The sequence below is a fragment of the Arsenicicoccus piscis genome, from assembly GCF_022568835.1.
Lineage (GTDB): Bacteria > Actinomycetota > Actinomycetes > Actinomycetales > Dermatophilaceae > Arsenicicoccus > Arsenicicoccus piscis.
In genome coordinates, this window is sequence record NZ_JAKZHV010000001.1 from 605,674 (window position 1) to 617,922 (window position 12,249).

9 protein-coding genes are annotated in these 12,249 nt (G+C 73.0%); 6 read left to right on the forward strand and 3 right to left on the reverse strand.

The window, feature by feature from the left end; translation table 11 throughout:
• Positions 1-24: 24 nt before the first annotated feature.
• Both MM440_RS02825 and MM440_RS02830 read left to right on the forward strand, forming a co-directional pair.
• The gene (locus MM440_RS02825) at positions 25-750 is read left to right on the forward strand and encodes an HAD family hydrolase (RefSeq protein WP_241441661.1); all 726 of its coding nucleotides are present in this window, start codon (positions 25-27) and stop codon (positions 748-750) included.
• Positions 747-1,589: a transglutaminase-like domain-containing protein gene (locus MM440_RS02830; protein ID WP_241441662.1), complete on the forward strand. Its 843-nt coding sequence runs from the start codon at positions 747-749 to the stop codon at positions 1,587-1,589. Before MM440_RS02825 ends, MM440_RS02830 begins: the two co-directional genes overlap by 4 nt.
• Positions 1,590-1,678: 89 nt before the next feature.
• On the opposite strand, the gene MM440_RS02835 is transcribed toward MM440_RS02830, so the two are convergent.
• Entirely contained in the window at positions 1,679-2,338 is a 660-nt protein-coding gene (locus tag MM440_RS02835) for an LON peptidase substrate-binding domain-containing protein (RefSeq protein ID WP_241441749.1), read from the reverse strand.
• Entirely contained in the window at positions 2,338-3,957 is a 1,620-nt protein-coding gene (locus MM440_RS02840; RefSeq protein ID WP_241441663.1) for a nucleotidyl cyclase domain-containing protein, read from the reverse strand. The genes MM440_RS02835 and MM440_RS02840 overlap by 1 nt, the downstream gene beginning before the upstream one ends.
• Before the next feature lie 126 nt (positions 3,958-4,083).
• Between MM440_RS02840 and MM440_RS02845 the strand changes: the two genes are divergently transcribed.
• From MM440_RS02845 to MM440_RS02855, 3 genes are read left to right on the forward strand one after another with little or no spacing between them, the layout of a single operon-like run.
• Complete coding sequence (locus tag MM440_RS02845) at positions 4,084-7,647, forward strand: transglutaminase family protein (RefSeq protein ID WP_241441664.1); 3,564 nt, start codon at positions 4,084-4,086, stop codon at positions 7,645-7,647.
• A gap of 17 nt (positions 7,648-7,664) precedes the next feature.
• Positions 7,665-10,295 (forward strand): circularly permuted type 2 ATP-grasp protein, encoded by a 2,631-nt coding sequence (locus MM440_RS02850; RefSeq protein WP_241441665.1) that lies wholly within the window; start codon positions 7,665-7,667, stop codon positions 10,293-10,295.
• A gap of 1 nt (position 10,296) precedes the next feature.
• A complete protein-coding gene (locus MM440_RS02855; RefSeq protein ID WP_241441666.1) occupies positions 10,297-11,241 on the forward strand; it encodes a transglutaminase family protein in 945 nt (314 codons plus the stop codon).
• A gap of 16 nt (positions 11,242-11,257) precedes the next feature.
• Here MM440_RS02855 and MM440_RS02860 read toward each other — a convergent pair whose 3' ends face one another.
• Positions 11,258-11,626 (reverse strand): nuclear transport factor 2 family protein, encoded by a 369-nt coding sequence (locus MM440_RS02860; RefSeq protein WP_241441667.1) that lies wholly within the window; start codon positions 11,624-11,626, stop codon positions 11,258-11,260.
• Positions 11,627-11,792: 166 nt separating this feature from the next.
• Here MM440_RS02860 and MM440_RS02865 point away from each other — a divergent pair, with 166 nt between their 5' ends.
• A complete protein-coding gene (locus MM440_RS02865) occupies positions 11,793-12,245 on the forward strand; it encodes a hypothetical protein (RefSeq protein WP_241441668.1) in 453 nt (150 codons plus the stop codon).
• Positions 12,246-12,249 lie beyond the last annotated feature (4 nt).

A 12,249-nucleotide genomic window follows, 5' to 3' on the forward strand; every position in this document is an offset into this window, starting at 1 on the left:
CCGCGACCGGGAGAGGATGGCGTCATGCTCGCTCCCGCACAGACCCCGTTCGACGCGTTCGTCTTCGACATGGACGGCACGCTGACCGACACCGAGGCGGTGTGGGACGACATCCGCCGCGACCTGGCCGCCCGGCACGACCGGCCGTGGCCCGACGGCGCGACCCAGGCGATGATGGGCATGAGCACGCCCGAGTGGAGCTCCTACCTGGTCGAGACCGTCGGGCTGCCCGGCACCCCCGAGGAGGCCGCCCAGGAGACCATCGACGCCATGGTCGAGCAGTACCACCGCGACCTGACGCTCGTCCCGGGCGCCGTCGCGGCCGTGCGTCGGATGGCGGCCGAGCGGCCCATCGGGCTGGCCACCTCCTCGCCGCGGGTGCTCATCACGGCCGCGCTGGACGAGATGGGGGTGACCGACCTCTTCGGCGCCACCGTGTCCACCGAGGAGGTCGCCGCCGGCAAGCCCGCGCCGGACGGCTACCTGCGGGTCTGCCAGCTGCTCGGGGTCGACCCCACCCGGTGCGCCGCGATCGAGGACTCCACCAACGGCATCCGGTCGGCGCTCGCGGCCGGGATGACCGTCATCGCCCTGCCGCCGCACTTCCACCCACCCGCCCAGGACGTGCTCGACCGCTGCGCCGCTGTCATCGGCTCCCTCGACGAGCTCACCGAGGACCTGCTCGTGCAGATCTCGCCGCGCAGCACCACCGCGAGCACCACCGCTCCGAAGGAGGACACCCACCCGTGAACGACCGCACCATCGACACCAACCAGCACCCGACGTCGGTCTCGGTCACCGCGCACGTCGAGGCCCAGGTGACCACGGTCTCCGATCTGGTCTTCTCGGTCGCCGTCGCGACCACGCCGACCGGTCCCGCCGTTACCGACGAGACACTCACCGTGACCGTCGACGGTCAGCAGATGGTGCTCGAGGAGATCGAGGCGCCGTTCGGCGGGCGGCTGCACCTCGCCAACGGCATCCCCGCCGGGCAGCTGGTGATGGACTACGCCGCGACCACGAGCGGCTCGGCGCCCGGCGGCATCGTGACCGCCTACGAGGCGGTGCAGTTCTGCCGGCCCTCGCGCTACGCCGAGTCCGACAAGCTCGCGATCATCGGGTCCAAGCGGTTCCAAGGCCTGGCCGGGCAGGAGCTGATCGACCGGATCGTCGACTGGGTCCACGAGAACCTCTTCTACGTCCCCGGCTCGAGCGGGCCCACCGACGGCGCCGTCGACACCTACCTCGCCCAGGAAGGCGTCTGCCGCGACTTCGCGCACCTGACCATCGCCATGCTGCGGGCCTGCGGCATCCCGGCCCGTCTCGTCGCGGTCTACGCCCCCGGGCTGACGCCGATGGACTTCCACGCCGTGGTCGAGGCGGCGCTCGACGGCCGTTGGCAGGTCGTCGACGCGACGCGGCTCGCACCCCGCGCGTCGCTCGTGCGGATCGCGACCGGCGCGGACGCCGGCGAGACGTCCTTCCTCACCACCCAGTCCGGCGGGCTGGTCCTCGGTGACCTGACCGTCACCGCGGTCGCCGACGGCGGGCTGCCTACCGAGGATCCGCAGGCGGTTGTCTACCTGTAGACCCTGGTAGACCGTTGCCTGGGTCGGCGCCGCGCCGGGCCCTGAGCCGGCTCGGCGTCGCGCCGGGCCCTGGCCGCCGGGTGGCGGCCTCAGTTCGGCGTCGGCGCCTCCAGCGGCTGGGTGCGGGGGAACGCCCGCACTTCGCGGACCAGGTCGATCTCGGTCGTGACCAGCCCGCCGACCAGCTCCAGGCGGGCGACCGGGTCGTCCACGGCCAGGACCTCCAGGCGCGCCGTCAGGGCGAGCGGCACGAGGTCGGCGACCGTCCACGCGAGGGCCTCGGGCGGACCGTCGGCCAGGTCGAGCGGCTGGGCGCCGACCAGGTCGCAGTAGCCGTGATATGCGGTGAGCAGGCGGCGAGCAGGCTCGGCCAGGTCGGCTGCCTCGCGGCCACCCGGGTCCAGCAGGCGCACCTGAGCGCGCTGGTAGCCCGCGCCCCCGGGAGTCTCGGGGAGGTCTACGGAATCGACGCGGAAGCGCCGCGCGCCCTGGACCAGCACCTCGAAGGCGCCGTCCCCGGTGGGGGCCGCGTGCTGCACGACCGCCGAGCAGCCGACGTCGGACGTCGCCACGAAGCCGCCGGCACCAACCTCGCGACCCGCCCGGACGGTGACGACGCCGAGCTCGCGGGTGGGGTTCCGACCGCCGATGACCGAGGCGAGCAGCGCGACGTAGCGCGGCTCGAAGATCCGCAGCGGGAGCGGCCGCCCCGGGAACAGGACCGTGCCGAGGGGGAAGAGCGGGAGCATCACCAGCGCTCACCCACCACGGCCCCGCCGCCACCGTGCTGGACCCGCGCGACGGCCCGCACGGCGAGCGCATAGAGGGTGGGCCCGTCGAGCGTCGCCGAGCAGGCGTAGCCCACGCTGGCGCGCAGCGGGACGGGTGGGTACCCGGTCTTCAGCTCACCCCCGACGACGGCGAGCAGGTCGACAGCCACCAGCTGAGTCTCCTCCTCGGTGCGCGCGACCGGCAGCACCACGACGAAGCGTGCGCCGATCCGACCGACCGTCGCCGGCCGGGGCACCGCCTGCCCGATGCTCTGCCCGAGCACGTTGACGAGCGTCTCGGCGGCCACGCTGCGGGTCTGCGCCCACTCGTCGGCGGCGAGCGGCAAGCCTGCGACGTCGACGACGACGACGGCTGGCACAGCGACCGGCGGCGCCCCGATCGGCTCGGTGGGGCCGCCCGTGATGTCGCGCAGCCGGCTCTCGATCACGTCGGCGGTGGCGAGCCCGCTGAGCGGGTCGCGGCGGCGGGACCAGGCAGCCCGGTCGACGGCGCCGCGGCGCTCGATGCCGCGGCCTGCGGCCTCGGTCATCTCCTCGAGCGCGACCCGGTCGAACGGCTCGTAGACCCCCTCGAACGGTCCCAGCTCGGCGACCAGCCAGATCTCGTCCTGGCCGCGCACGACCGGCAGGCCGGACAGCCGGCTGGTCGAGCGCGGCGGCCACGGCCGCAGGTGCACGTGCGACCCGCGCAGCAGCTCCTGGCTGTGCTCGACGAGCGCGTGCAGCAGGGCGTCGATGTCACCGGCGCTCGCCATCGCGGCATCGGCCCGCTCGACCAGCGCCGCGCGACGGCGCCTCTCGAAGCGGCTGTTGACCCAGCGCGCCGAGACGACGAAGGCGACCATCGCGGCGGCCAGCACGAGCGGCCGGACCGGCCCGGGGGCCAGCACCGTCCCGACGAACCAGCCGATCAGTCCGAGCAGCACCTGCGGCCCGAGCATCGCCCAGACGTACCGGTGCTGCCACCAGCGCACCTCCCCCGCGTTGGCGAGGAAGCGGTCGAACAGGTCGATCATCGCGGGCTGCCCGAGGGCGTAGGCCGCGCAGGCCAGGGCGACCCCGACCGCCGACCCGAGCGCACCACCCCACAGCGTCGAGACGATCAGGTAGATCGTGGTGGCGGTCAGCAGCGGCGGCACCACGATCGTCATGTTGACGAACGCGATCGCGACCATGTGGCGGGTGGCGAGCTCGACGACGATGACGACCGCGAGCCAGAGCATCAGCACGGTGTGACCCGGCAGGGTGACCAGCCAGAAGCCCAGCACGCCGGTGTCCATCATGAGCAGGTTGATGATCAGGCGGGTGCGGATGACGACGGGGTTCACCATCGCCCAGACCACGAGCAGCGCGGCCCACCAGCCGTCCGGCAGCTCCGGGAGGACGAGCGGGCCGCCGGCGAGGAAGGACCCGAGCTGGCCGCCGAGCAGCGCGAGGAGGGTGACCGTCGCGGCGATGATGACGACGCAGGCGGCCCCCACGCGACTGGCCTCGGGCGTCGCCGCCCACACCCGTCCGGGTCCGCCGAGCTGGTAGGACAGCAACCGACGCCACTGCAACCGTCGCCGTCGTTCCACCGCCGTCCTCACCTCCTGGTCCGATCCCCTCCCGAGATCGTCGTCGATCCCGCAGTCGCGCGTGGGTTTACCCACCCGAAACCTCCCAGGTACGCGCACCGCACGCTCAAGCCCTACGGTGGGCACGTGACGATCAGAGTGGCTCTCGACCATCGGACGACCTACCGCTTCGAGCGGCCGGTCACCATCCACCCCCACACGGTGCGGCTGCGGCCCGCACCGCACTCGCGGACCCCGATCGAGGCCTACTCGCTCGACATCACGCCCAAGAATCACTTCATCAACTGGCAGCAGGACGCCTTCGGCAACTATCTCGCCCGTCTGGTCTTCCCCGAGCCCGCCAGCGAGCTGTCGATCAACGTCGGTGTCGTGGCCGACATGACGGTGATCAACCCGTTCGACTTCTTCGTGGAGGACTACGCCGAGCACGTCCCCTTCAGCTACCCGGCCGACCTGCGCTCCGACCTCGAACCCTACCTGCGCCGGGTCGACGACGGCGCACCGGGGTCGGGTCCCAGCGCCCAGGTGCTCGAGTGGATCGACCAGCACGTCCCGAAGCCCGAACCGGTGACCGTCGACGCCGACGGCGAGAAGTCCGGCGGCATGCGGATCGTCGACTTCCTGGTCGCGGTCAACCAGGCCGTCCAGCGCGACGTCGCCTACACGGTGCGGCTCGAGCCCGGTGTCCAGTCGCCCGACGAGACCCTGACCAAGGCCCTCGGGTCGTGCCGCGACTCGGCCTGGCTGCTCGTGTCGGTGCTGCGCGAGCTCGGCCTCGCCGCGCGGTTCGTCTCGGGCTACCTCGTCCAGCTGACCTCCGACATCAGCTCCATCGACGGACCCGACGGACCGGCCGCCGACTTCACCGACCTGCACGCCTGGGCCGAGGTCTACGTGCCCGGCGCGGGGTGGATCGGCCTGGACGCGACCTCCGGCCTGTTCGCCGGCGAGGGCCACATCCCCCTGTCCTGCACCCCGCACCCCTCGGCCGCCGCCCCGATCTCGGGGGCGACCGACTTCGTCGGGGTGGACTTCGAGTTCTCCAACACCGTCCGCCGCGTGCACGAGGACCCGCGCGTCACCAAGCCCTACTCCGACGAGCAGTGGGAGCAGGTCGCCGCCCTCGGTCGGCACGTCGACTCGATCCTCTCCGACCGGGACGTGCGGCTGACGATGGGCGGCGAGCCGACCTTCGTGTCGGCGTTCGGCACCGCGACCCCGCAGTGGGAGTCCGCCGCAGACGGCCCCGAGAAGCGCGAGCGCGCGGCCGAGCTCGCCGAGCTGCTCCGCCGACGCTGGGCCACCGGCGGCATCACCCACCACGGCCAGGGCAAGTGGTATCCCGGTGAGCCGCTGCCGCGCTGGCAGATCGGCCTGACCTGGCGCACCGACGGCGAACCACTGTGGCGCGACCCCGCGCTGCTGGACGAGCCGTGGTCGCCCGGCCCCTACCTCGACACGCCGACGGAGGCCGCCGACAAGGCCCGTGTGCTCGCGCACGCCATCGCGGCGCGGCTCGGCATCGGCGACGACCTGGTGCTACCGGGCTACGAGGACCCGCTCGACACGGTCCTCGCCGAGGCGCGCCAGCCCCGCGGCGACCGGCCCGAGGACGACGTCGAGCCGGACGACCCGGCGCTCGCCTCCGAGACCGGACGCGCGGGCATCGTCGACCGGCACGACGCCACGGTCGGCACGCCCGCCGGCTGGATCATCCCCGTCTTCCCCGACCCCGACGGCGAGGGCTGGGCCACCGCCCGCTGGCGGATGCGCCGCCGGCACGTCTTCCTCACCTCCGGCACCAGCCCGATGGGGCTGCGCCTGCCGCTGTCGTCCGTGGCCTGGGGCGAGGCCCCCGCGGAGACCGAGCGGTCCACCTTCGAGGAGCGGGGCGACCTGCCCTCGGGCGAGCCCTCCGGCGGAGCAGAGTCGGTGCGGCCGGCGCCGGTGCTGCCCATCGACACCTCCCCCCGCACCGCGCTCGTCATCGAGCAGCGCGAGGGGCACCTCTTCGCGTTCCTCCCGCCCCTGCAGCGCCTCGAGGATGCCGTAGACCTCCTGGCCGCCATCGAGTCCGCCGCGGCCGAGACGGGCACGAAGGTCGTGCTCGAGGGCTACGCGCCGCCCGGCGACCCGCGCACCAAGACGATCACCGTGACGCCGGACCCCGGGGTGATCGAGGTCAACGTGATGCCGACGTCGAGCTGGGACGAGCTCGAGGAGCTCACGACCACGCTGTTCGACGACGCCCGGCACGCCGGCCTCGCCACCGAGAAGTTCGACACCGACGGCACCCACACCGGCACCGGCGGCGGCAACCACATCACCCTCGGTGGCTCCACCCCGGCCGAGTCGCCGATGCTGCGCCGGCCCGACCTGCTGCGCTCGCTGATCACCTTCTGGCAGCACCACCCGGGGCTGTCCTACGTGTTCAGCGGCAAGTTCATCGGCCCGACCAGCCAGAGCCCCCGCGTCGACGAGGGCCGGCCCGAGACGCTCTACGAGCTGGAGCTGGCGTTCAGCGAGCTGGACGCGATGCTGGCCGACGCCCAGGTCAACCACGATCCGGCGAGCGAGATCGAGGCCGACCGCTCGGTCGACGAGACCTGGGACGAGCGGCGCGCCCGCCGCAGCACCTCCCAGCTGTGGCTGACCGACCGGTTGCTGCGCCACCTGCTCACCGACATCACGGGCAACACCCACCGCTCGGAGTTCTGCATCGACAAGCTCTACAGCCCGGACTCCGAGCGGGGCCGCCTGGGTCTGCTCGAGATGCGCGGCTTCGAGATGCCGCCGCACCCGAGGCTGTCGCTGCTGCAGGCCGCGCTCGTGCGCACCCTCGTGGCCCGGTTCTGGGACGAGCCCTACCGCGCGCCGCTCATCAACTGGGGCACCCGGCTGCACGACCGGTTCCTGCTGCCGGCGTTCGCCGCCGCCGACCTGCGCGACGTCGTCGCCGACCTCAACCGCTACCTCGCCGAGACGGCAGCCGAGGGCCCGGACGGGACCGCCGTGCCGCAGTTCGACGAGGCGTGGTTCAACCCGTTCCTCGAGTTCCGCTTCCCCCGCCTCGGCGAGGTCGACGTGGCCGGCGTGCACCTGGAGCTGCGCCAGGCGATCGAGCCGTGGCACGTCCTCGGCGAGGAGGTGTCGCTCACCGGCACCTCGCGCTACGTCGACTCCTCGGTGGAGCGCGTGCAGATCGCGGTCCAGGGCCTGGTCGAGGGCCGGCACGTGGTCACCTGCAACGGCGTCCCGGTGCCGCTGGTCTCCACCGCCGGTGCGGGCTGGGGGCTGGGCTCGGAGTCCACGGCCGGCGCCCCGGCTTCGGCCAAGGTCGGCGGCGTCCGGTTCCGCGCGTGGGCGCCGCCGTCGGCGCTGCACCCGACGATCGGCATCCACTCGCCGCTGGTCTTCGACCTCGTCGACACCTGGAACGGCACGTCCCTCGGCGGCTTCACCTACCACGTGGTGCACCCCGGCGGCCGGGCCTACGACGACTACCCCGTCAACGCGGCGGCCGCCGAGTCGCGCCGCGCCTCGCGGTTCCACGCGCACGGGCACACCACGGGCCCCATCGACATGACCGGTTGGCCGACCACGCAGGCCCTGATCGGACCGCAGAGCACCGCGACGGGTGAGTATCCCGTCACGGTGGACCTGCGCCGGTTCGACAGGGGCCACCGCTGACGATCTAGGGTGTGGGAGTGAGCGCAACCAGCAGCGCCCCGGACCTCGGCGCATCCGGGCTCCTCGACGCCTACCGGGCTCGAGTCCGCCACGACGCCAGCGGAGTTGCTGCGGCGGATCTACGCCACCCGGCGCCGCCGGTCACCTCCGTGTCGGACGAGCTCGTCGACGGCTCCGCGGTGCGCCCGGAGGCCATAGACCTCGCCGAGACGATCGAGTCCCTCGGCGCGGCCGGGCTGATGGCGCGCCGCGCCGCGGTCCGCCGCCTGGTGCAGGACGACGGCATCACCTACGGCTCCGGCTCCGAGGGTGCGGCCGGCCGCCAGTGGGAGGTCGACCCGCTGCCGCTCATCATCGACGCCGCGCAGTGGGCCGCCCTGGAGCGGGGCCTGGACCAGCGGGCCCGGCTGCTCGACCTGGTCCTCGCTGATCTCTACGGCTCGCAGCGGCTGCTGCGCGAGCGCCGGATCCCGGCGGCCGCGGTCCTCGGTCACCCCGGCTTCCTCTCGGCGGCCGTGGGCACCCGGCTCCCCACCGAGCGCCAGCTGTTCCTGCACGCGACCGACCTCGCCCGCAGCGGCGACGGCGCGTGGGTGGTGCTGAGCGACCGCACCCAGGCTCCGTCCGGGGCGGGCTATGCCATGGCCAACCGCCGGCTCATCGCCCGGTCCATGGAGGGGCTGCACCGCAGCACCGGCATCCGGCGGCTGCGCGGCTTCTTCGACCGGATGCAGCTGGCGCTCGACGAGGTGGCCCCGCACACCGACGACCGGCCCCGGGTTGTGCTGCTCACCCCCGGGGTCTGGAGCGAGACCGCGTTCGACCAGGCCTTCACCGCCACGCTGCTCGGCCGCCCGCTGGTGCAGTCCGACGACCTGACCATGCGCGGCGGCCGGGTGTGGCTGCGCACCACCGGTCGCCTCGAGCCGATCGACGTGATGCTGCGGCGGGTCGACGCCGACTACTCCGACTCCCTCGACCTGCGGCCCGAGTCCCGGCTCGGGGTGCCCGGCCTGGTCGAGGCCACCCGCCGCGGGGTCGTCAGCGTCGTCAACCCGCTCGGCGCCGCCGTCCTGGAGAACCCCGCCCTGCTGCCCTACCTCGCCGAGGTCTCCCGCACGGTGCTCGGCGAGGACCTGGAGCTCCCGCACGCCGAGACCTGGTGGTGCGGTGACGACGTCGCCCGCCGACACGTCCTCGCCCGGCTCGACCAGCTGGTGCTCCGCCCGATCTCGCGAGCCTCCGGTCGACCACACATCTTCGGGTGGGAGCTGTCCGCCGCCGAGCTCGAGGACCACCGCCGCTCGATCGAGGCGCAGCCGTGGGCCTGGACGGCGCAAGAGCCGATGCCGCTCTCGACCGCCCCGATCGTCACGCCGTCGGGGCTGCAGCCCCGCAGCCTGGTGCTGCGCACCTTCGCCCTCGCCGAGGGCGGCAGATATCACGTCATGCCCGGAGGTCTCGGCCGCGTCGCCACCGAGGCGAACTCGCTGCTCGTCACGAACCAGACCGGCGCCCTGTCCAAGGACGTCTGGGTGCTGTCGTCCCCCGACGCCGAGCACCGCGAGCGCGACCGCACCGACGCGGGTGAGCTCGGCCGGGTGCGCCTCGCGCCGCAGCCCGCGCAGACCCGCGGCATCACCCTCGCCCCCCGCAGCGCCGAGGACCTCTACTGGTGCGGCCGCTACACCGAGCGCGCCGAGGCGACGACCCGCCTGCTCGTGGTGGCCGACAACCTCGCCGCCGACAACATCAACCGCCCGAGCACCCCCGGCTTCAGCGCGATGACCGCGACGCTGCAGGCGGTCACCGAGGTGACCACCGTGCGTCCGGGCTTCACCGGGGTGGGCGCCGAAGATCGGCTCGCCCACCCGTTCGAGCACCTGCGCACCCTGCTCACCGCACCCGACGTCGTGGGGTCGGTCGCGTTCTACGCCCGGCGGGCGGGTCAGACCGCCTCCGACGTGCGCGAGCAGCTCTCCTCCGACATCTGGTCGGTGCTGTCCCGGCTCGACCGCACCCTGGCCGAGGCGCTCGCCGAGGGCAGCGAGAGCCAGATCCAGCCGGTCGGCGCCAAGAGCCTCGAGTCGTTGCTGGCCCTGTCCGGCATCGTCGCCGAGGGGCTGGTGCGCGACTCGACCTGGGCCTTCATCGACGCCGGCCGCCGGATCGAGCGTGCCCAGGTCATCACCCGACTGCTGCGCAACACGCTGGCGATCGAGCGACCGCCGATCGTCGACGGCCAGCTCACCGAGGCCGTGCTGCGCGCGTGCGACAGCGTCATCACGCACCGTCGGCGGATGGCCGCCGGCCTGGGGCCCGCCACGCCGATCGGCTCGGCCGTCGACCTGCTGCTGCTCGACGGCACCAACCCCCGGTCCGTGGCCTACCAGATGGACCGGCTCGGCGAGGACCTGTCGATCGTCCCCGACGTGCGGCTCGCGACCGAGATCCGCGAGATCGTCACGATGCTGCGCGCCGTCGACATCGACGAGGTGTGCCAAGGTGGCCGGCTCGACCTGGTCGACCTGCTGATCGCGCTCGAGCAGCGGCTGCGCTCGCTCGCGGACGACATCGAGGCGACGCACTTCGTCCACCAGGCGCCGCAGCGCTCGTTCATGGTGGCCGAGCTGATGGGGAGGCGCTGACATGGCCATCGAGTCCAACCCCACGATGCGTCCCGAGCACCACACACCGCGCCGCTACGAGGTGCGCCACGAGACGGCCTACACCTACGACGACGACGTCACCGCGTCCTACGGTCGGGCGTGCCTGCGTCCCCGGCTCACGCCGCACCAGGCCGTGCAGTCGCACGACATCTCCATCGAGCCCGAGCCGGACGTGCTCGGCGAGCACGTCGACTTCTTCGGCAACTTCAGCCACTACGTCGAGATCCTGCGCCCGCACCAGAGCCTGGTCGTCACGAAGAGGAGCGTCGTCGAGGTCGACTGGCCCGCAGTAGATCTCGACGAGCTCGACGCGTTCACCGTCGCCTCCGCGGCCGAGCGGCTGCGGACCGACCCGCTCGTCGACCCGGTCGAGGCCGAGACCTACCTGCTGCCCTCGCCGCTGGTCAGCTTCGAGGCCGAGGTCCACGAGTACGCCAGCAGCCACCTGTGGCCCGACCGACCGCTCGGCGAGGCGATCCTCGCGCTGACGCGAGGGATCTACAGCGACTTCCGCTACACCAAGGGCGCCACGACCACCAAGACCACACTGCCCGAGATCATCACCTCCCGCGAGGGCGTGTGTCAGGACTTCGCGCACCTCGCGAGCGCCTGCCTGCGCGTGCACGGGCTGCCGGCCCGCTACGTCAGCGGCTACATCGAGACGGTGCCGCCACCCGGCAAGCCCAAGCTCGCCGGCTCCGACGCCACCCACGCGTGGACGAGCGTGATGGTGCCGCGGCCCGGCGGCGGGTCGATGTGGGTCGACCTGGATCCGACCAACGACCACCTGGCCGACTCGCGCTACATCGTCACGGCCTGGGGCCGGGACTTCCGGGACGTCTCGCCGCTCAAGGGCGTGATCTTCACCGAGTCGAAGAAGTCGACGCTCAAGGTCGGCGTCGACGTCATCCGGCTCCCGGACTGAGTCCGCCCCCCAGCGGCTAGACCAGCGGCGCGTAGAAGAAGGTCTGCCGGCTCGCGAACCGGCCGGTCTCGTCGAAGGTGTAGAAGTCCGCGAACTCCAGGCTCGCGCTGGACCCGTCGCGCAGCTCGCCCTCGAAGGTCCCCGACACCGCCGCGGTGTCGCTCTCGATGACCATGGTCTGCACCTGGTGGCGCCCGGAGACGATCACCCGCTCCCCGGTGTAGAACTCCCGCAGCCCCGCGTGCCCCTGGATCGGCTCGTAGCCGGGCCGGCGGTAGACCGCGTCGGGGGCGAACAGGTCGACGAGCGCCGACACGTCGTCGGCGTCGACGTAGGTGTAGTACGCCGCCACGGTGGCCGCCTGGGCGTCGCGCTGGCCGGACATCAGACCTCCTGGGGGTGCTGCAACGTGCTGCTGCAGCGCGCTGCTGATGGCGTGCTGCATCGGGTGCGTCGCACCCATCCTGCCATTGCGGCCGCGTCCGCTCGAACCACGCACCCCATAATACTAAGTTATGGACACGGTAACGTTGCGACGCTACAGTGGTGCCATGACCGCACAGCCCGGCCTCGCCCCCTCTGCCGCCGAGATCACCTCGCTGTTCACGACCACGCGTCGCCCCCGTGCGGCGCGGCCGAGCGAGTCGGTGTGCCCGCGGATGGCCTTCCAGCGCGCGCTCTACGGTCGGACCCTGCTGGTGCAGGTGCACGAGGGCCGCGAGGCGCGGGTCGACGAGGCACTGACCGGTGACGTGCTGACGCTCCCCCAGCAGCTGCTCGACTGGCCCCGCCGGTTCGCCACGGCCGTCGCCGTCGCGGCGGGCGAGACGATGCTGCGCGAAGAGGACCAGCCGCTCGACGTGACCATCCTCGCCGCGACGCCGCAGCTCGCCGAGCGGGCCGCGCGCACCTTGCGTGCGGCCCACACCGCGGACCGGCTGCTCGTCCGCGTGGTCGACGGAGACGTCGCCGCCTGGGTGGCCCAGGGGCTCCCCGTCCGCTGACCTG

Bases quoted from the DNA above. Each gene is read 5' to 3' on its own strand.
- MM440_RS02860 (WP_241441667.1), bottom strand. From the start codon at position 11,626: ATGTCCGGCCAGCGCGACGCCCAGGCGGCCACCGTGGCGGCGTACTAC.
- MM440_RS02835 (WP_241441749.1), bottom strand. From the start codon at position 2,338: ATGCTCCCGCTCTTCCCCCTCGGCACGGTCCTGTTCCCGGGGCGGCCG.
- MM440_RS02855 (WP_241441666.1), top strand. From the start codon at position 10,297: ATGGCCATCGAGTCCAACCCCACGATGCGTCCCGAGCACCACACACCG.
- MM440_RS02825 (WP_241441661.1), top strand. From the start codon at position 25: ATGCTCGCTCCCGCACAGACCCCGTTCGACGCGTTCGTCTTCGACATG.
- MM440_RS02865 (WP_241441668.1), top strand. From the start codon at position 11,793: ATGACCGCACAGCCCGGCCTCGCCCCCTCTGCCGCCGAGATCACCTCG.